The following is a 20198-nucleotide window of genomic DNA, read 5'->3' as shown; positions in this document are numbered from 1 at the left end:
CCCGTCGAATCTGCTTCCGTCGTTTGCTGGGACAACTCAGGCTTTCACTGCCTACCCCGTATCACCGACAAGCGATCCTTCGACACGCTCGCAAGCTTCAGAGGAGAAACCCGTGACTGCGTCTGAAGCGACGTGAGTGTGCTGTAACCGTCCGGATGTGCCACAATCAACTTGGCGAGGCGCATGCAATCTGGGTGACGTTCTTTGGGCGGTCCGTCGATACGGTGCTGTGGACCAGTGGGTCTCGTTCTTCCAAGTGGTCTGCTAAGACGGGTGTGTCTATATATCGACGACGTCGAAGCTCAACAAGAACAGACGCACGAAGTCGCCAAGAGCGCCATCGCGAAGGCTCAACAATTGGAGGCCGATCCTGACCAGCAGGAGGATGCTGAGACACTCCCCGACGGCATCGAGCCGAGTTCCTCACCGCTAGACTTTTTCGCGAACTGTCGGCAGGCAAAAGTCAAGACCATGTTCGTCGAGCGTTCGAACCGTCAGAACACCTATCGGGCGATCAGTGTGGCGAAGCGCTGGCCCGAGTTCGCGACCGAACGGACCGATGGGAGTGGTGTCTTCTTCACGAAGGAGGATGTGGAGACCGCCCTGACCGCCGAACTCGGGAAAGAGCCACACCGCCAGACGATCAAACGTGTCTGGGAGAAACTGATCGAGTTAGGCGGCGACGACCTCATCGAGAAGACACGGCAGGTCGGCCGGGACCAGACGAAGGCGGAACTGCTGGTGATGGACACCGAAACCGCCGACGGATTGGTCGAGCAACGCTACGTCGGTCTGGATCTGCTGGAGAATAGCGACCGGAAAGCAACGATGGGCGGTGTCACACCCGTTGTGGTGGACGCTTCGCCATAACCCCGTGACGAGCACGGTCTGAGGAGGGAATCGGCACGGAACCGGCGTTGATGGACGCGGTGGCACGTGCCCTGCCGCCGTCGACGCTGCTGTCTGTTAGCTGCAGTAACCGGGAGCGACCCCATTTGTACAGGCGTGGAGTGAGTGATCGTAACACGAACGGAGCGACCAGCCCGGATTCTCTGTTCACAACGGGTGTGACGGATCAATTCCGATTGCTGGGCCACCTCTCGGGACGTGTACAGCGTCGATTTGGGTTAGAGCGGTATGTCCGGAAGCCCCCATATATAACCATGCCGGACATAGATGGGTCTAATACAAATTCGACACCCCAACTTTTGTGTTAGCGCCGAGTATACGGCTACAAGCCAAATGGAGCGAGAGCCGCTTCCCGATGATTCCCCTGGTGAATACATTCCCTACGGTCGGCGACCGTACTACCTGCCGGACCCGTTGCCACCGAGTCGCAACCTTGAGTTCGATGCCGACTTCCAGCAGTTACTCCAAGATGCCATCTATCAACTTGGGCGACTGGAAGGGATCGGTGACGAGACAGAGGCGAACCCACTCCTGTACACGACGATGGTTCGCCGTGAAGCCGTCGAGTCAGTGGTGCTGGAAGGCGCCGACATCGAGATCGAAGACGTGTTTCGTTCAGAGGGACTCAATGACGGGGGGACCGCCCGAAAGGATGTTCAAGAAGCACTGAACTACGAGCAGACAATTACTGAGGGGGCGAGCGGACTCTCAAAGGGGGACCGAATCACACTCCCTCTCCTGCAGAATCTCCACGAGTTGTTGATGGAGGACGTCCGGGGCCACTGCGAATACCCAGGCCAATTCCGTGCGAAACCGATGAATCTCCCTGCAGCTTCGTCGTTCCAGGAGCCGTTCGTCCCCCCTGCCCCTGACAAGATTCCAGACCTGATGGCGAATCTCGCCGAGTACTGCAACGCAACTAGTGCGTATCACGACCTCGTACAGATCGGCCTCGTACACTATCAATTCGAGACCATTCACCCGTTCGAAGACGGGAACGGGCGGTTAGGCCGGATTCTCATCACACTACAGTTGATCCAGAAGGGCTACCTCACAAAACCGTATCTGTACCCGAGTGCGTACTTCAACCGAAACAAAATCGAATATGCCGACCGGATGCGGACGGTCAGCGAAACAGGCGCCTGGGAGCCTTGGCTTCGCTTCTTCGTTGAAGGCCTCCGCTCACAAGCAGCCGAGGCCGTCGAACGGACGAACGAGCTTCGCACCCTCCGTCGAGAGTATGAACGGACGTACGGCCACGAAAAAACAGCTGCCGATCGACTGGCGATGCGGCTGTTCAAACAACCCTATGTGACATCGACTGATGTCGCGGATCTGCTAGATGTGACCCAGCAGACGGCGCGGAACGCGATTCAGAAACTCCAGGCCCAGGGCGTCCTGACTGAAACGACCGGAAAAGAACGCTATCAGGAGTTCAAAGCAGTCGATATCTTCGACATCCTCGACCAGCCGTTGGAGTGAGGCAATGACAAAAAACCCAACAGTCGACGAGGTGTTCGACGCCGTCCACGCAGCACACAACGCTGTCGAAGCCAGTCGCGCCTAGCGAAACTACAGAGCCGGCTGTTAAACACCTCGTTTCGAGTGTTCTGGAGGGTCTGGTTGCGACGATCAAGTCGCTGCAGGACCGCGTCGCCGAGCTCGAAGCGCCGCAAGAGCAGACCCACGACGTCGCGACGACGGCCGTCGGGCAAGGCCACCGAAGCCGATCATCGCCTCAATGACGTCGAAGCACAACAAGAGCAGATCCACGAGATCGGAGTAACCCTCTTCCAACGCGAGGGCCGATGGCGTGAGCAGGGCGGGATATATCGTCTGAACCGCGTAGTTCCAGGGTCGTCGGCACACTTACTACCCACGCAGCCGAACCGGTCGGGCGATGCTGTCACGTCGTCGACGGTGTTCAAGCGCAACAAGAAGCGTGCATCGGCGGGTGTGGATGAAGATCCAATCGGGTGGAGTTGGACACGCCGAACCGCCCGTCAAGGGAAATCGCCCGCGAAGCCTGGAACCGCTGTGCCCAGATCAGGTACACGTGCCGACGCAGATACAGGAAGCCCTGCCCGCAGCTAGCGAGAGGCGAGTAGCCCCAAGCGAAGTAAGGAGAGGTCGTTCACTCCCACCAGGATAGTTTCGTGGCAGAATTTCAATTAGTCGCATGACCATCATTGCAGAGTTCGTCATCCCGACGGAGGCAGTGCCGGCCGGAGAAACTCTCAAAGCCCTCCCATCTACGACCATCAGGCTCGAGCGGATTATTCCGTCTGAGGAATCCCTTCATCCAATCTTCTGGGTGACAGGCGTCGAGAGTGATCGGTTTGCCGACCAGTTGTTGCAGGAGGACGGGATCACTGATGTGCAAGAACTCGTCGAACTGGATAGCACCGTTCTCTATAGAGCAACATGGGTCCCGGAGATACCGGTCATTGAGGGTATTAAGACGCTTCGTGCGACAATCCTCAGCGCGGAGGGGACTGTCAACGAGTGGGTCTTTCGGGTGACTGCCGAGGAACGAGAACGCTTGCAGGAGTTTCAGCAGCTCTTCGCCGATCAGGGCATTCCAGTTGAACTCCGGCGTATTTCCAACTTTGCTGATGACGGAGGTGGGAATCACGGATTGACCCCCGAGCAACGTCAGGCACTCATTGTGGCGTACGAGATGGGCTATTACGATCAACCGAAGCAAGTGACGCAGGAAGATCTCGGTGAACAACTCGGAATTACCGGCCGGGCGGTATCGAAGCGGCTCAGCAGGGGGATCCACAATCTCATTTCGTCGTCACTCGTTGACCCAGCCGAACAGGCATGGGACGACAGTGACATATAAATGATGTTCTCATCGGAACGGGTACAGTTTGGCTCTTGGAGTAGAATAGATATTCTATCATGGCGGCGGCACAAACCAATGACAGGATATGTTCCGAAATTATCACTGCTGTTGCTAAACGTGAGAACGTTGACCCAGAGGAATTAAGGGAACCGGTCTATACTGTGATTAACCCAGATGCACTCGCGAACTTGTTTCGCGGTGATTCCGGACGAATTACCTTTGAGTACCTCGGCTACCGCGTGACTGTCGATCACGAACACAACGTCGAAGTAGCCTCAGAGACCTCCTACCCACCGTAATAGTGGTTGAAGAACTCTCTGAAATATATATTTCGACGGAACCTTCACTGATAAAACAATCTCCACTGCCGTGTCGCAGGCTTGGTGCTGTATCCCGCTCTGGGTTTTGGACGAAGCCCATCGGCACCTATTCGTGTGATTTTATGTCATTATTCTAATTCGAGCAGATTAAGTTGTCGTAGCATCTGACACTGATATGGTTTCGAACCTCCCGAATGGAGGTCCTGAGCGACAATTTTTGGTTTCTGCTATTGAGCTGGTCCCGAATAGCGCCGCTATCCTTGACGCCGACGGAACGATCCTTGCGACGAACTCCGCGTGGCAGAACGGTGCCGAAACGACCGAGAGTTGGTTGCATCCTGTTGACGTCGGTACAGACTATCTGACAGTGTTGGAGGCTGCTGAAGCGACGTCCGCAAACCGCGTGGCCGCTGGGGTCCGGAAACTGTTGCAAGGATCCCGTGAACAGGTCGAAATTGAGTTCGTCTACGAGTCCGCTGACGGACCACGATGGTTCGTCACGCACGCGACCACTACCAGGCACGATGGAGCAACGTACATTACCATCACTCATCGCGAGATCACCACCCGAAAGGACGGTCAACGGGTTTTGCATGAGGCGTGCGAAATCAGCACTGCGCCCGACCGCTCGTTCGATGACAAAATTACGACGCTCTTAGAACTCGGGCGTAACGCCATCGGAATCGAGTATGCAACCCTCTCACGCGTACAAGACGACCAATACGTATTCGAGTCGGTCGCTGCACCAGCACCTGCCGATCTGCAGGGCACAATAGTCCCGTTAGCGGAGTTGCCAAATTGCGAGCGTGTCGTCAAGCGAAACCGAACACTCGTCCACAGGGACGTCGAATCCCAAGCCCCTGAGTTAGTGGATCCTGAGTGGGGAATCGAGAGTTACCTCGGAGCACCCGTCACTGTACACGGAGAGGTGTATGGGACCTTTTGTTTCTATAGCATGGACCCACGTGCCGAGGCGTTCCCCGACTGGGCCGTGACGTTTGTAGAGTGTCTCAGCAATTGGGTGGGCCACGAACTCGAACGCAGGGAACGCGAGGAACAGCTCCAACAGATTAAGACAACCATCTCTGACGTCATCTGGATCAGCAACCCAGAGAAAGACGAGGTAGAGTTTGTCAGTGACTCGTACGAAGACGTCTGGGGCCGACCGCCCAAAACACTGGAAACCGATGCTACGTCGTTCGTCGATGCCATCCATCCTGACGATCGTGACCGAGTGCAAGACGCACTCGAAGCCCAGCAGACCGAGCCCGATGCCTACGAAGAGACATACCGTATCATCCAGCCAGACGGTGAGACTCGCTGGATCCACGACCGAGCGTCTGGCATCTACGACGAGAACGGGACACTGCGGGCTATCGTCGGTATCGCTAGTGACATCACTGAACAGAAAAAGCGTGAACAAAAGTACCGGCAGCTGACCGAGCGGATTACTGACGCCTACTACGCCTTTGATGCAGACTGGAACGTCACCTACTGGAACGACACGGTTGCGGACCGTGGCGATATGCCGGCGGCAGATATCCTCGGCGAGAATTTCTGGGACGTGTATGGCGAGCTCGAGGGGACCGTCTACGAGGAGACGCTCCGGAAAGCCATGGAATCACAGGAACCGACATCGTGTGAGTTCCATTATGAGCCAGACGACTACTGGGTAGAACTACAGGCATATCCTGATGAGGGAGGGCTCAGCGTCATCTCACAGGAAATCACCGAGCGCAAGGAAGCCCAAGAGGCGATACGTGAGAAGCAAGAGCGACTGGATGCGTTCGTCACGGCGACCTCGGATGTCGTCTATCGAATGAATTCAGATTGGTCCGAAATGTTGTACCTGGATGGCCAGGAGTTCATCGTTGATACGGACGACCCCCGGCAGACGTGGCTGGAGGAGTACATTCCACCGGACGAACGGCGACGAGTAACGGCGGCCATCGAAGAGGCTATCGAGACCACGAGCCGGTTCGAACTGGAACACCAGGTGGTCCAAGTGGATGGCACCCGGGGCTGGACACACTCGCGGGCAGTGCCGATTCTGGACGACGACGGCGAGATTGTCGAGTGGTTTGGCACAGCCACAGACATCACCGACCGAAAAACGCGCGAACAAACGCTCGCACAGCAACGGGACGACCTCACCCAGCTCAAGCGGCTCAATACGCTCGTTCGGAACCTCACACAGGCACTCCAGAACACGACCACGCGAGAGGACATCGAAACGGCCGTCTGTGACCGTCTCACCGATACCGACCTGTATCAGACGGTCTGGATCGGAACACGGAGCCAATCGGAAACAAACAGCGCAGTCGTGGTCCCACAGGCGAGCGCCGGCGTCGACGACGCCTATCTCCGCGGGATTTCAGGCGGTGAGCCAGGACCCGCATCCGTCGCCCTCAACACGGGTGAGCTGCAGACCGTCGACGATATTGCCACTGCAGAGCACTTCCCGGACTCCCGACGACACATAGCGCTCGAGAACGGTCATCATACGCTTGCGGCGGTCCCCATCGCCACCGATGAAACAATGTACGGCGTGCTGGTCGTCTACACGCCACAGGACCACACGATCAGCGAGGCCGAGCAGGCAGTCCTCGCCGATCTTGGACGGAATATCGCACTCGCCATTCAGCGAGTGCACAGCCAACGCTCGCTTACAGCCGAGACCGCTATCGCTCTCGATTTCCAGATTTCCGACGCCGATATCGACTTCGCTGACGTATCGGCCGAGCTGGAATGCGAACTCGACCTCGAACGGCGCGTTCCGACCGGCGACGGTGGCTACATCTATTATCTCACAGTGCTGGGAGCTGCTCCAGCACAGGTTTGTGACTACCTTGAGGACGGCCAACTGGTCTTCGATAGTAGCGTGGTCCGTCCCGCAACCAACGGCGACCCAGCACTTATCGAGGCCCATCTCGAGAAGACACCTCGACTGCCGCTCGATGTCCTCACCGACTATGGCGCGTCCCTGACGAGAGCGCGTGCAGATGACGGTGACATCTCGCTCAGTGTTGAACTGCCACCGGGGGTGGCGGTCGGCCCCCTCCTGACAGATCTCCGTGAGATTGTGCCCACGATCGAGGTCGTCAGGAAACAGCACGTCGACCGGCCGACGAAGACTGTAACCGCCATGCGAGAGGAGGTCAACGAGCTGCTGACACCGAAACAGGAGGCCACGCTCAAGGCTGCTTACGCACGGGGATATTACCGGTGGCCACGCGACACGACAGTAGAAGAACTCGCCGACACGTTCGACATCTCTTCGCCAGCGGTGCACTATCGGCTCCGGAAGGCACACGATACAGTGGTTACTGCCCTTTTAGACGGGTGAAATCCCTGTTGCCGCTCAGAGACTCATAAATAGCTGCTCGTGTCTCTCTGCGAGTTCTTGGTCCATCTGGTTGGTGAGTTCGGTCTGTAGTTGTGCCATTTTTCGACCGGGATCGAGTGTGTCTGCCTCCTGAGTGTACCTGACGACGCCGGCATCAACCAGATTCGGAAGATGGTCGTGGTACAATGCCATATAGATCTCGAGACGCTCGTCCGGGAGGTCGTCGGCAGCCACACCGAACTCCCATTCCGTGACGAAGTCTGCAACCCGAGCCAGTGTCACCGGGGGTGTAAACACTGAGAGACTGTACAGCGTATACCGCCGGTAACGTGCCGACAGTAGGTCGTGTATTTCCTTTGCCGTAAGCGATTGTACCCCAGCACCATTCGGTATCTGTGGAGACGTCATCTCGACTCGTGTCGTCGCCACTGATCTGACGTGTCTTCCTGTGTCGCTTCTACCATCTTGCCAACGGTATCGACTTCACGACAGATCTCGGCCACCAAATCAGCTAGTTCGTCGTCCTCGTCGCTTAGTGCCGATTGGGCCGCGTGCAGATGGTGTGCCGCTTCGACGATCCGAACCCGTGGTGAGAGAGAATCACGATTACTCATCTTGATCACCCATCATGGGGCAGGTGGCAGTCCAGGCGGGCAGTGACCGGCTGTCACGTTCGCTCTGTGGCCCGCCAGCGGTGGCTCTAATCATGCTGTCACGCCCCCAGAAGTGGGGTCTTCGGCCGCTGCTTCAAGCCGGCTGAGGCCGTCGCCGACTGTGTAGACACACTCGCCGTCAGTGTACGGAAAGACGGTCGCAAGCTCGTCGTGTTCGTAAACTGCGAGACACAGCATCGGAAGGACCAGTACTCCTCGTTCCTCGTCAGCAAACATCGAACTAATGGTACGTGTCTTGAACCCCGGGCGAAGCGAATAGCCGTGTTCGTTTGCCCACGCCTCGAATTCGGATACTCGTTCACGAGCGACTGCCGTGTGTTCTTGATGCATCTTCTCGGGCGTCATCTCGATGGGGGACCACAGATGACTGGCCACCGACGCGATGCGACCGGCTTCCTGTAGGGACTGTAATCGCTCGTACGTTCTCTCCTGAGCGTCGTGGACACAGTATGGCGTCTCCGCTCGTATCCAGAGTTCGGCGTGAGTCCCCGTCTCGATATGGTTTGACTGTTCTTGTGGCTCCGTCTCGATTCCGTTCGGCTGGTTCTCACTAGAACTCGTCATGGTCACCTCCGTAGTGATAGTCTGGTCCTGTCTGTCCTGCTGGAATCCGCAGTTGACAGTCGCTTGTGTCGATTGTTCCCGCCCGCTGACGTCGGTCCGCCGACTGACTCCCGTGGGACCCTCTCTCCGGATTGTCTGGTGGTTCAGCAACTCGCATCGCGTTTGACATGTACATTTGTTCCTGATGGTTAGCGGGTAGAAAGGTAACCTAGAGCCATCTAGAATCCTCTGCAAATCGGGAGTGGAAAGGTGGTGAATCGCCTCGGGGCATTCGCCTTGTACAACCTGTGAAATCTCAGATGAATTCGGTTCAAGGGCGGGCGAGGACCTCCTCCAATGGCGTGGAGAGGTCATGGACTTCGAGTGGGGTTGCCTTGGCGCGGGAGCGCTCGAATACGTCTGTCACCCACCCCAGGAACGTTTCTTCGTCGGTTTCAATCATCCCGATCGAGATGTTTTCCTCGTTTCGGACGACGAGACAGCCGACCCCGTCGTGGCTCATCACGGGGTACTCGATCTCCCCGTCGTAGACGTAGATCTCGGAGCGGTCCGAGGCGACCAAGGCTTCGAACTTTTCAGCGGCGTCCGACGCCATTGCGGCCTCGAACACGACGGGTGCGAACACCGCCTCGAACGTCTGAGAGCCCCGGACGACCGACTCGTACCGCCCGTCGATACACGGTTCGGGGAAGAAGTCGGTGAGACTCTGTGCGTCCCTGGAGCCGAACTCCAGTTCCCGGACGCGGGAGACGACCGCAAACGGATTGGCCTGGCTCACGCGAGTGACGTTTGCGTTCCGCAATTGGTCGACCTCGATTCCGATCGTCTCCAGTGGGACGTATCGGAGCAATCCCTCTAGCTCCTGAGCGAGTTCCATCTCACCATGTAGCTCCGCGAACGACCTCGCGACGAATGCCCCAAGCGCCGTTAGCTCGTACCGGGAGCCCTCGCGCACGAGCCACCCTCGTTCCTCGAACGCTTGGACGATCCGGCCGACGGTGGCCGAGGAGGCTCCTGTCAGATCCCGGAGCTCCCCCCTTGACCGTGGACCATCAGCGAGGGCGTCAAGCACCACTGCTCGGTGGTCCGAGTCCGCGAGAAACCGGATGTCGTCGAGTACTGCAGTCATGAGGAACGTTAGCATTGATCGAGTATAGCTGTTCGGTTGGGAAAGGGAATCTCAAGCATGAGTGTGGGCATCTCGTTGTTACGGCGGTCTCCACGGGGACTGCTCTCTAGGTGAAATCTCCACACAGCTCGTAAGATCTGCATGAAATATCATCATCATCTCTCGCCGCCAAGAGGATATTGCGGTGACATCCTCCCCGCCGTAAACGGCGGGGCTTCCCACACGGTGGGAATGCCAGTCAGTCGTCGCTGGCAGTGGGTTCCGACTCTTGAAACGGTGTGAGTGTCATCTGCGAGGGTGTCTCGCTCTGCTCACACTGAGTCGTGGCGGTGTCACAACCGCTCCCGTCCTGTGGCGAGTCATCGCCTACCTGTTTCACTGGTAGACTCTCTCCCCACGGGTCTACGCGACGTGCGATGTTCGCACTCGCGTTAATATCCGCTTGAAACGTCGAGACGTGGCACTCAGGGTTCGTACACTTGAACTCGGATTGCCGAAGCCGATACCCGATGTGCTTGCACGCATGACACGTCTTCGAGGTGTACTGCGGGTGAACGTACCGAACCAGAATACCGGCGTCCTTCGCCTTGTCCTCGATGCGTCCCTGCAACCGAGCGAACGCCCACGAGTGCAGGCGTCGGTTCATGTACTTCCCGTAGTCCAGCGACTCTCGGATGTACGCCAAGTCCTCCATCACGATGACGGGGTTCTCGAACTGCTTAGCGTACTCCACGGACTCACGAGACGCCTTCTCGATGATGTCCGTGAGTCGGTTCTGGTAGTACGAGAATCGCTCTTCGACGCGCCACTCGGAAGCGTCTCGCTCTTGCAGGCGTTTCAGGGTCGTGAACATCTCTTTGCGGATTCGCTTGGCTTCCCTCCCGTTGATGAGAAGTGGCTTGGTGGGAGTGTCGTGTTGGAGGGCACAGCCCGTGACCAACATTGACTCGCCAATATCGAATCCCACCCGAGTTGGGTTCTCGGGCAGTTCAGATGTGTCCTCGATTTCGTATTCGACGGTGACGTGAAGTGTCCACGTCGTTCGATGCTTCTGCAAGCGAAGTTCGCCCACTTCCGTACTCGACTCGTCATCGAGCATCTCACCCCACAGTCCCTCTTGTTCGGGGTTCAGCCGGAGTGGTATCCAGAAGTTGGTTCCGCGACCGGGTTGTGGAACGTTCCAACAGATTTCGTACTCACGCGAGGATTCACGGTCGAATTTCCCGGCTCGATTCACGAATCGGAGCGGGTGTTCGTCATCCAACTCTTTCGCGTTGTACGTCTTGTGGAGTTTCGGGACGTAGGATTTGAGGGCGTCTTTCGCTTGGTACGGCAGGTTGTACGGCGTCACCACGTCGTTCGTGGCGCTCATCGTCGTACAGTCTTGCTCGAAGGCGTCTTCGAGTGCGTCTCGGTATTCGGACAGCGTTTGCTGGAGGCGGTGCTCTTTGCACCGTGTCGGTGGTGCGAGCGTGGCTTCCAGCGTCTTATTTGCCGTCTGAGTCGTTGACATCGTAGCCTTCGGATTCGAGTGCTTTGCGGAGGAGTTCGGGATATGCTCGTGAGTGGCGTATCCCGTGGTCGCGGGCATACTCCTTCACGGCTTCGTGAAGTGGCCCACCTCGTTCCATATCGAAGTCTGCTCTCATCCGCAAAAGCGTAAGTTCCAACGTAAGTTAAAGATAGCGGTCGGCATTCAGGCAGAGTATCAGAACGCGGTTAGTTCAGCAGTTGTCGGATTCCCTCCCGGCCTGAAGGCCGGGATTCCCTCCTTGAGGGAAGATGGGTCGAAGTTCCAACAGTGGGCCTACGCGAAGTTCGTGGAACTCGTTGAGTACAAGGTCGAATCCACGCCGTTGTTCGTGGACACGGTGAACCCGGCGTACACGAGTCAGCGGTGTTCTCACTGTGGGTTTACACGACGTGCCGTCGCGGAGACAGGGAACGTCACGCCAACGACCGTCCGGACGCATTACGAGACGTTAGCGGAACAGGTCGCCTGACAACGCTCGCCTACAAGTACTGCCGTTAGATAATTTTCTCAGGGAACTATTTGTTCTTCGACCGCGTAGCACCCAGTATGACCGAGACGTGGGACGACGTCAACGAACAGGTCAAGGCGGACTGGAAAGACGACACCACTCCGTTCGAGCGGGTGTACGAAATCGTCGAACAAACCCACGACGGGCAGTCGGCGGCCGAAATCGCCGAGCGGGCGCTCGTGAGTGAGCCGACGGCGCGCCGCCACTGCAACACGCTCGTGAATACCGGGTTCGCCGAGACGGAACAGGACGGGCAAACGACGCTGTACAAGCGCAACAGCGACCGGATTCTGATGTCCCGGATCCGCGAGCTGCGTGAGGAAGTCGATCGGCCGGAGTTACTCGACAGCATCCAGGAGATGAAGGCCAAGATCCGGCGCTACGAAGACCGGTACGACGTGGTGTCGCCGGAGGAACTCGCCCAGCAACTCGACGCCGACGAGACGGAGGGCTGGGACGACCTGACGACGTGGCGGACGACGCGGCAGAATCTCGCCGTCGCCCAAGCCGCACTCGCCTACGACGAGGCCAGCCACCAGCTCGCGGTATGAACGACGACGACCGTGCCGGCGAGTTCGGGCCGATCTATCTGCCGGCGCTCCAGCGGATTCGTGACCTGTGGCTCGAACTCGAGCCGCTCGTCGACGAAACGGCGTACGACGACGTCGTCGCCCCTACGGAACTGCAGATCAGTCTCAGCGATGGGTTGGCCGACGCCGAGAGCGCTCGGCTCGATATCCAGTGGAGCGAATTGGGGATGTACTCGTTCCATTACGTCGATAGCGACGACGTCAATTGGCGCTTCGATCGCCACCCGAATACACACTCCCCCGAGATCCATTTCCACCCGCCGCCCGAGGCCGCGACGACGGCCGCCGAACCGTCCTGTATCGACGTGACCGAGGTCTCACTCGTCACGCGTGCCGTCCATACGATGTGGCGGGCAGCGTACGAGAACGACACCGTCGACCAGCTGAATAGCGCATCAAACCCTCCCTAAGGCGGCATTAGCGCATGGTGCGGTCAGCCAGGTCGATCATCTGTTCGCGAGCGGCTTCGACGTCCGCGTAGAGCGCCAACGCATGCTTGATGAGGCGGCGGTCTTCCAGGTTCTCCTCCCAGCACGTAATCACGTCACGGCGCTCCTGAAGTTCGTCACTTCTGAGGTCGCCGTCGGCGAGCGACTGTTCGAGCTCCTCCCACGTCTCGACGTCGTAGGTCGCCTGCCACTCTTCGATCTCCTCGGTGATCGCCGCCAATTCGTTCCGCAACTCCTCGCGTGTGTTCTCCTCGATGAGCGTGCGAATTTCCTTGAAGAGCAGTCGCGTATAGTCCGGCTGATAGCGCGTGGTCTCGCCGGCCTCGACGCGACGCAGCTGCCCCTGGTCGACGAGATCCTGGAGTTCCTCGTTGGTCGTACTCCAGGCAGCGTCGGCCTGCTCGCTGATCCAGTTGACCGACCGCGGTTCGTGAAGCGTCTCGGCGACCGCCCGAATACGGTCGCGGGCACTCATCGACTCAGACCACGATTGGACCCCATCTCGCGGAGACTCGGACATGCTTGGCACCTCTTGCGACTGTGTTAGCGCTAACTTCTCATATATATTTGTACTATCTAGCATAATCAAGAAGATATTGCGAGCGAGGGCGTCCAGACGTTGAAATACGAAACCGACGGAAACTATGAGCCAACCGATGCACAACCGAGATACTGACTTTGCAGAACTGCGGCCGACCGGCGAGGCGTCCCACATTCCGGACACGAGGCTGGACGACGGGTGTGAAGGTAACCCCCGACGGCAACGCGTCGCGACGAGCACGGGTGGTTACCCCTGCTGCGCCGACGGTAACCGACGGCGAGTGCCGGTCCTGTGGGGCGTCAGTCCCAGACGGGCAGACGAAATGCCGGTTCTGTCTCACCAACCATCTCGGGAGTGACGCTACTAGCACGAACGAGACAGCGTCGACGACGTTCCTCGGCATCGTCCACCTGATCGTCGATTCGACCACGTTCTACGGCGCCGTCGAGAAGGGCGGCGCCGCGGCGAACCGCCTCGCTGCCAACGAGGCGGAGCCGGCCGTCGACGACTACACGCTCATCTACGGCCTCAACGAGGCGCCGGCGCGCCAGCTGGCCGATCAATGGCCCTCACTTCCCGATGCGGTACAGGTGTCGTCAGAGGAGGGAGAGCGGCTTCTCCGTGCCGCCCGTGACCAGACTGAGTGGCACGGGCAGGGAGCGTCGGAGCGTCAGGAGCAGGCCCCGGCGCGGCTCTACGACCAGCGTGGGGACGGCATCCGCGACGCGTCGCGTCTCGACGCGGTCCTCGACGTCGCCTACCACGCGAAGAACCACGGGACACCAGTCGTTGCAGCGGTGTTCCAGACCAGCGACGGGAGGATGGAGGCCCAGGAATTCACGCTCGAAGCGTGGGTCGACGCCGGCGGCGATCCACAGGCGGCCCGTCCGAACCGGTACTGCGTCACCAGTACTGGCGATGGACCCTATGCCCGTCTGCGCTCGCATCTCCAGACGTTCGACGTTGACTCGCTTGCTGAAAATTCGCTGGAGGAGTGCTGATATCACGACACCGCTCTCGCACGTCACCACAGCGCCAGTCCGAGTTCGCTGAATCGTTCGCCTGCGAGTTCGACGCCGCTGCGGTCCACAACACGATGTGGGAGACTGTCGACGAAGACACGGACTTGGCACGATTCTGCGATGCCGCCACGGCCGCTGACGAAGCACTTGCTGGTCGTGGTGACGATGCGTTCGCAGCGAAACTCGACGAAACATGGGGTCGGTTCGACTGGGTCGCCCGACAACGTGCGCTCGAGGTGGTCGCCGAAGCCTGGGGGACGGTCATCACCGACGGTGAGGAGTGGGTTGCAGACAGTCATTGGGACGCTGGGGCTATCACCGACGCGCAGACGGAAGCGCGAGACTGGCTCGCCACTCATACCGAGATAGCCGAACGAGCCGGAGTCCACAACAACATCGCGACGCACACAGTCGACGCCTGACCGTCGTTTCACACTCCGCTATCGATTTGTTTTCTGATCCCTTCGACATGGTCGATCCAGATGCGGTTGAGGTTCTCCTAGGCCAGGGTGTCGAGCATCGCGTCCATATGCTCGTTGTACTCATCGACGGAATTGGCTACAGAACTCTCGAACTCAGACCGAGTTGTTGAATGATTGGGCTATTTCGACCAGACTACTGCTTTGTTTACGGAGACAGTCGACTGGCACGGCCACAAGGATGACTCACTGGACATAGTTTACCGAAAAACACTATTTGATGGATTATATATTTATTTGCTACTAATCTTTGGCCTGTCAAATGTATTTCTTGCTATATACTTAGAAGATAGATTCATTAATCAGAATAGGGATCTATATCGGACAACGATAGATAGAGAACTTATTCAGTCATCTTCACCAAGATGTATTTTTGTAAGTGTCCGCCCCTGTACCTTTCTACCAGATGAATATCAACCTGCAGATGGGCATTGAGCACGAGAACGAAACAAACCGACAGTGAGATCGTATTTCCGTCGGGGCGCTGGGCGGCTACGGTCCGGTCGGATGCCCAGTTCACTTACCACGAATTCAGCGAGTACCTCGGCAATTCGCCACCGTCGCTGTCGGGACGCTGATCGAATATGCACAGAAGATTCATCAGCAACGACCAATCTTAAAGCAGACGCTCGCTACCGCTACGCAACCGGGGTGTGAGTCTTAGCTAATGACGAATGATACGTCGTCCATGGTGACTGTGAATGCGCTGATGGCGAGATACACGGTAACGACTGCGAGAACCACACCGCACCATCTTCAAAAACAAGGTCACGCCGTAACTTGCACCTGCCAACTCCGCTGTGAATCTTCAGAACATCTGGTGACGAAACGCTGAAATAAGTTCTCCATGCCGCTCTCTGAAAATCAACAACTTGCTTTACATGATATTTTGCATGCTGACTAATCTCACTTCTCCTGTTATATCTTCGCTGATTGGTTTGTTCTCCGGCGATCAACCACTAACCCGTCACAAACGTTCAGATCCGTATAGAACGGAAAAGCTATGTTCGAAACCCATTCCATAACATACGTACTTATGTTATCTACTTTCCCTCCTATAGATACAGGATATCAAGACCTATATCAGTCTGATGGTGACCGGAGATCAAACCATCCGACTAGATATAACAGATGACGAAACACCAGTCATTGGTTTACCGCTGTTAGGACCGTTTATGGCAATATCTGAATCATGATGAGAGAACAGCTGACGGGATGGTTCAACTCCGGCACTATGCGTGCTGACCGGAGTAGGCGCCCTCAGAGAGACCCCTATCATTGTTCAGAGAACCCCACACCGCGAGGGGGAGTCTATCAGGATGTGCGATGGCCACTATCAAAACAAACTTGAGACTGATTGACTGCTAGTTTGCAACTTATCGGCTAGCACTGATTCGAGAATCTCGCGGTCTCGGACGAGATCGTACTCGCGGTAGGCCCCGCTACCACGTCCCTCGTTGTAAGCGGTGTATTCTACGAGTTCGGTATCGATTAGCTCGTTCAGCCGCTGTTGAATGCGGCGTTTGCTTCGCGGTTCCGCTTCAAGATCTGCCGTACTACTGAGTGTCGACGAATATTCGTCGTATACGCGCGCAGTTCTAGCAGGAAGTTCCCCTGCAGCGCTCAGTTCGAGTAGCGAGTACAGCACCAAATGGCTCTGTTCGTCGAGCTCGCTGATACGTTCGTCAATCTCCATGCGCTCAGTCGATTCCTTAGCCGCCTGAACGTGACGGCCACGGATCCGGTCTGCACGTTCATTATTCGCTATGGCGGCACCTTCACGGAGCAATCGGAGGGCATACTGTGCGTCACCATTTCGTTCGCTACCGTATGCGGCACAGAGGGGAATTACTTCCGACGCAATCGTCCGATTCGAGAGCGAAGTCTCAGTCCACTCCTCAAGTAGGCTTCGGAGTTCAGCCATAGTGTACTGATGAAATTCTACCACCGATCGGGACGGCAATTCGTTCCCGGCGAGTTGGTCCGGCATCTTCGCGTCGTCTGCGATCACGACGACACCTGAATTATTCTGGCAGGCCAATTCCCCGAGTGCGTCGACGCTGTCGAGTGCATCAATACCGTCGAATACCAGGACCGTCGGCTCAGCTCGCGACTCAATTTCCTCCCCGAGCGTCGTTCGGACGTGATCGAACGTGTACCCAGTTTCCGAGAGGGCATTCTCGTCGGACCGAAACTCATTGACCGCCCGAACGAGTGTCCGATAGAGCGTCCCCGCCGACGCACAGTCGATAATGATGGTTGTAAAGTTCGTTCGGTTGCCAATCTCGTCAAGTGCGCGGCGGACGAGCGTGGTCTTCCCGGATCCCTCCGGTCCGACCGCGAAAGTGATTTCTTCACCTTCGGTAACAGTTCGTCGTAGTGCCGCTTTCAGATCCTCATACTCTCGTTTCCGTTCGATCGCAGCGTCGACTTCCTCAGTAGGAAGACCATCCCGTCTTCTGTAAATTTCTGTGTTGGCGTCGAACAGGGACATATGCCCTCATGCATCTGACTGTACAAATAACCATCGCGTCTTGGGAAGACTTCCGACACGCCCAGAATTAATGGGCCTTGGGGGAGACCGATGGGTATGGCACAATATCCCACCGCCGAAACAATCGAGACGCTCGCAGAAGATCTCGAGATGAGCGTCACCTCCGCCGAAGCGGAAGATTACGCACACCTGATAGAGACGACGCTTGCGGACTACGATGTAATCCGCGAAATGGCCGAGCCAGCGGTTCCACCTGAAGAGAGACGGTACACCCGCTCCGATTCGGGCCGCCGCCCCACCGAGGATGAGGATCCCTACAATGCGTGGATTTCACGGACGGAGGTGACGGGGGCTGACGACGGACTGCTTTCGGACACACGCTTCGGTCTCAAGGACAATATCGCACTTGCAGGTGTCGAGATGACGTGCGGGTCGACTCTCCTCGAAGGGTATGTCCCAAGCATCACGGCGACCGTCGTGCATCGCCTCCTCGACGAAGGTGCAACGATTCTCGGGAAGAACAATATGGATAGCTTCGGGTTCTCGTCGTCCGGTGATCTGTCCGATTTCGGCGCAGTTCGCAATCCCGCCGATGAAGCGTATCTCGCCGGAGGCTCCTCGAGTGGCTGTGCGGCCGCGCTCGCTGCGGACGAAATCGACATCGCTCTAGGGTGCGATCAGGGCGGATCCATCTGCGTTCCGGCAGCGAACTGTGGCGTCGTCGGTCTCCGCCCCACGACCGGCCTGGTCCCCTATACAGGCATCTTCCCCGTTGAGCGGACGATCGACCATGTCGGGCCAATGGCCCAGCGTGTAGGGGATGTTGCGGTCACACTCGAAGCAATTGCTGGTCGGGACGGATTAGACTCTCGACAGCCCTCAGATCTCGAAACGGAACCGTACACTGAGGCTCTTGGGAGAGACGTCTCCGGGATGACGGTCGCTCTGCTTGAGGAGGGATTTGATCATCCTGAGAGCAAAGCCGCGGTGACCGATGCGGTCGACTCAGCCGTCGAATTGCTGGAAAGCCTCGGAGTCGAAGTGAAGCGACTTTCCGTTCCGATTCACAACCGGGCCCCGGCCGTCGCGTGGTTGATCTGGGGATACGGGAGCCTACACGTGTTCAAACAAGCAGGACAGGTCCCTCAACACGACGGCTGGTACGATACCGACTTCAAACGTATCTTCTCGAAGTGCCGAGCTGCTGTAGACACGCTCCCGCCGATGGTCAAGGCGACGCTATTGGCGATGGAATATATCGATCAGCGGCATAACGCCCTCTACGGGAAAGCCAAAAACGTCGGCCGGTCCATCGTTCGACGCTATGATGATGCCCTCGCCGAAGTTGACGCATTCATAATGCCGACCACGCCCGGGAAGCCGCTCGGAGTGAATCCAGAACTGGACCGGATTGAGCGCATCATCCGAACGTTCCCTCCAAACAAGAATACGTGCCCATTCGCTGTTACCGGCCACCCCACGCTCACGGTACCCTGTGGAACGATTGATGGGCTCCCCATCGGGATGATGTTGGTGGGATCGAAATTCGACGAATCAACGATCCTATCGATCGCGGACGCATACGAACGCCACCGTTCGTAGCGTCGACAGGAATAGTGCTGGATGGCGGGAAAACTTTTAACAACCATAACGGTAGCACATTATTAACAGATGGCACAGATAGAACTCGACGGTATCACCAAGCACTACGACAGCTTAGAGGCCGTAAGCGGCATCTCTACGACGGTTAAGGATGGAGAGCTTCTCTGTCTGCTCGGCCCGAGCGGCTGTGGCAAGTCCACGACGCTACGGATGATCGGCGGTCTAGAGATGCCGACCGAGGGGACAGTCAGACTCGGTGGCGAAGACATCACCGACGTACCGCCATATGACCGGGACACTTCGATCGTCTTCCAGAACTGGGAGCTGTTTCCGCACAAATCCGTCCGAGAAAACGTAGCCTTCGGGCTCAAGATGGGCGACGTCGGAACCGAAGAAAGACACGAACGAGCCGAGAAACTCCTCGAACGGGTCGAGATGGGTGGCTATGGCTCGCACGATCCGACCGATCTCTCGGGCGGACAGAAACAACGGGTCGCACTTGCTCGATCTCTTGCTGTTGATCCCTCAGTGCTCCTTCTGGACGAACCGCTCTCGAACCTCGACAAGCGACTCAGAGAACAGATGGAGATCCATCTTAAGGAAATCCACGAGGAGTTCGACAAGACGTTCATCTACGTCACTCATAATCAGGACGAGGCCTTCACGCTCGCCGATCGGATCGGCATCATGAACAACGGCCAGCTCGTCCAAGTGGGCGATCCGATGGATGTCTATCAGAACCCGACGAACCGCTTCACCGAGGAATTTCTCGGAGATACGAACTTCGTCGAGGGCCAGGTGTCGAACTCTGGCGGAGAGCTGAGGGTTGAGACCGAATTCGGTGTCTCGATCCCGCTCCCTGGAAATGTGGATCTCGCCCCAGGCGACACACTCCACCTCTCGCTCCGCCCAGAATTCCTGGCGCTTTCGCCGCCAGATAATCAGCAGGCGACACCTGCGGCGGCAACTGATGGCGGCCACACGGTCAGGGGAATGGTCGAAGATGTCCTGTATCAGGGGTCGACCGTCCGTTACTCAGTGTCGGTCTCGGAAACGTCTCTCTTCGTTGAGCGCCACGTTGGTGACCGCCTCGAACTCTCCACGGGAGATCGCGTTCGACTCCAGTGGGATACCGACGACGTATTGCTTTTCCGCGATGACGGAACGAAGCTCGAAGTGTAACATA

At 57.4% G+C, this 20198-nt stretch carries 15 protein-coding genes and 5 pseudogenes; 14 read left to right on the top strand and 6 right to left on the bottom strand.

Annotated elements, in window-relative coordinates; genetic code table 11:
• Nucleotides 1-285: 285 nt before the first annotated feature.
• From Hhyl6_RS21530 to Hhyl6_RS21505, 6 genes and pseudogenes are all read left to right on the top strand, one after another.
• Nucleotides 286-870, top strand: a pseudogene (locus Hhyl6_RS21530) (hypothetical protein); the annotation flags it as partial.
• A 372-nt stretch (nucleotides 871-1242) separates the two neighbouring features.
• Nucleotides 1243-2391, top strand: a complete 1149-nt coding sequence (locus Hhyl6_RS21525; protein WP_483741298.1) for a Fic family protein — start codon at nucleotides 1243-1245, stop codon at nucleotides 2389-2391.
• 104 nt (nucleotides 2392-2495) lie between these two features.
• Nucleotides 2496-2688 (top strand): annotated as a pseudogene (locus tag Hhyl6_RS21520) (hypothetical protein); the annotation flags it as partial.
• 400 nt (nucleotides 2689-3088) lie between these two features.
• A complete protein-coding gene (locus Hhyl6_RS21515; RefSeq protein WP_483741297.1) occupies nucleotides 3089-3757 on the top strand; it encodes a helix-turn-helix domain-containing protein in 669 nt (222 codons plus the stop codon).
• 59 nt (nucleotides 3758-3816) lie between these two features.
• Nucleotides 3817-4059, top strand: coding sequence for a HalOD1 output domain-containing protein (locus tag Hhyl6_RS21510; RefSeq protein ID WP_483741296.1), 243 nt, complete (start codon nucleotides 3817-3819; stop codon nucleotides 4057-4059).
• 196 nt (nucleotides 4060-4255) lie between these two features.
• Nucleotides 4256-7426: a PAS domain S-box protein gene (locus tag Hhyl6_RS21505; protein ID WP_483741295.1), complete on the top strand. Its 3171-nt coding sequence runs from the start codon at nucleotides 4256-4258 to the stop codon at nucleotides 7424-7426.
• Between the two features lie 15 nt (nucleotides 7427-7441).
• Here Hhyl6_RS21505 and Hhyl6_RS21500 read toward each other — a convergent pair whose 3' ends face one another.
• The 4 genes from Hhyl6_RS21500 to Hhyl6_RS21485 form a co-directional block, all read right to left on the bottom strand.
• Nucleotides 7442-7834: a DUF7344 domain-containing protein gene (locus tag Hhyl6_RS21500; RefSeq protein ID WP_483741294.1), complete on the bottom strand. Its 393-nt coding sequence runs from the start codon at nucleotides 7832-7834 to the stop codon at nucleotides 7442-7444.
• A 296-nt stretch (nucleotides 7835-8130) separates the two neighbouring features.
• Entirely contained in the window at nucleotides 8131-8664 is a 534-nt protein-coding gene (locus tag Hhyl6_RS21495; protein ID WP_483741293.1) for an HTH domain-containing protein, read from the bottom strand.
• Between the two features lie 310 nt (nucleotides 8665-8974).
• Nucleotides 8975-9793, bottom strand: coding sequence for a helix-turn-helix transcriptional regulator (locus Hhyl6_RS21490; protein WP_483741292.1), 819 nt, complete (start codon nucleotides 9791-9793; stop codon nucleotides 8975-8977).
• Nucleotides 9794-10031: 238 nt separating this feature from the next.
• Nucleotides 10032-11306 carry an RNA-guided endonuclease TnpB family protein gene (locus tag Hhyl6_RS21485; protein ID WP_483741291.1) on the bottom strand — a complete coding sequence of 425 codons (1275 nt, stop codon included), beginning with the start codon at nucleotides 11304-11306 and terminating at the stop codon, nucleotides 10032-10034.
• Between the two features lie 268 nt (nucleotides 11307-11574).
• On the opposite strand from Hhyl6_RS21485, the pseudogene Hhyl6_RS21480 reads away from it, so the two are divergent.
• From Hhyl6_RS21480 to Hhyl6_RS21470, 3 genes and pseudogenes are all read left to right on the top strand, one after another.
• Nucleotides 11575-11712 (top strand): annotated as a pseudogene (locus Hhyl6_RS21480) (zinc ribbon domain-containing protein); the annotation flags it as partial.
• 161 nt (nucleotides 11713-11873) lie between these two features.
• A complete protein-coding gene (locus Hhyl6_RS21475) occupies nucleotides 11874-12386 on the top strand; it encodes a winged helix-turn-helix domain-containing protein (protein ID WP_483741290.1) in 513 nt (170 codons plus the stop codon).
• Nucleotides 12383-12835, top strand: a complete 453-nt coding sequence (locus Hhyl6_RS21470; protein ID WP_483741289.1) for a toxin-antitoxin system TumE family protein — start codon at nucleotides 12383-12385, stop codon at nucleotides 12833-12835. The genes Hhyl6_RS21475 and Hhyl6_RS21470 overlap by 4 nt, the downstream gene beginning before the upstream one ends.
• Nucleotides 12836-12842: 7 nt before the next feature.
• Here the strand turns inward: Hhyl6_RS21470 and Hhyl6_RS21465 are convergent, their stop codons facing one another.
• Nucleotides 12843-13394, bottom strand: coding sequence for a DUF7342 family protein (locus tag Hhyl6_RS21465; RefSeq protein ID WP_483741288.1), 552 nt, complete (start codon nucleotides 13392-13394; stop codon nucleotides 12843-12845).
• A gap of 136 nt (nucleotides 13395-13530) precedes the next feature.
• On the opposite strand from Hhyl6_RS21465, the pseudogene Hhyl6_RS21460 reads away from it, so the two are divergent.
• From Hhyl6_RS21460 to Hhyl6_RS21450, 3 genes and pseudogenes are all read left to right on the top strand, one after another.
• Nucleotides 13531-14177, top strand: a pseudogene (locus Hhyl6_RS21460) (biosurfactant protein 1); the annotation flags it as partial.
• Between the two features lie 232 nt (nucleotides 14178-14409).
• Entirely contained in the window at nucleotides 14410-14859 is a 450-nt protein-coding gene (locus tag Hhyl6_RS21455) for a hypothetical protein (RefSeq protein WP_483741287.1), read from the top strand.
• A gap of 500 nt (nucleotides 14860-15359) precedes the next feature.
• A pseudogene (locus Hhyl6_RS21450) lies at nucleotides 15360-15580 on the top strand (IS4 family transposase); the annotation flags it as partial.
• A gap of 672 nt (nucleotides 15581-16252) precedes the next feature.
• Here the strand turns inward: Hhyl6_RS21450 and Hhyl6_RS21445 are convergent.
• Nucleotides 16253-17410, bottom strand: coding sequence for a Cdc6/Cdc18 family protein (locus Hhyl6_RS21445; protein WP_483741286.1), 1158 nt, complete (start codon nucleotides 17408-17410; stop codon nucleotides 16253-16255).
• Between the two features lie 96 nt (nucleotides 17411-17506).
• Here Hhyl6_RS21445 and Hhyl6_RS21440 point away from each other — a divergent pair, with 96 nt between their 5' ends.
• Together Hhyl6_RS21440 and Hhyl6_RS21435 are read left to right on the top strand one after the other, a co-directional pair.
• The gene (locus Hhyl6_RS21440) at nucleotides 17507-19012 is read left to right on the top strand and encodes an amidase (protein WP_483741285.1); all 1506 of its coding nucleotides are present in this window, start codon (nucleotides 17507-17509) and stop codon (nucleotides 19010-19012) included.
• Between the two features lie 69 nt (nucleotides 19013-19081).
• On the top strand, nucleotides 19082-20194 hold the full coding sequence (locus Hhyl6_RS21435) for an ABC transporter ATP-binding protein (protein WP_483741284.1): 1113 nt from the start codon (nucleotides 19082-19084) through the stop codon (nucleotides 20192-20194).
• Nucleotides 20195-20198 lie beyond the last annotated feature (4 nt).

This window comes from Haloarcula sp. H-hyl6 (assembly GCF_056934455.1).
This window is presented reverse-complemented; position numbering and strand designations above follow the sequence as displayed.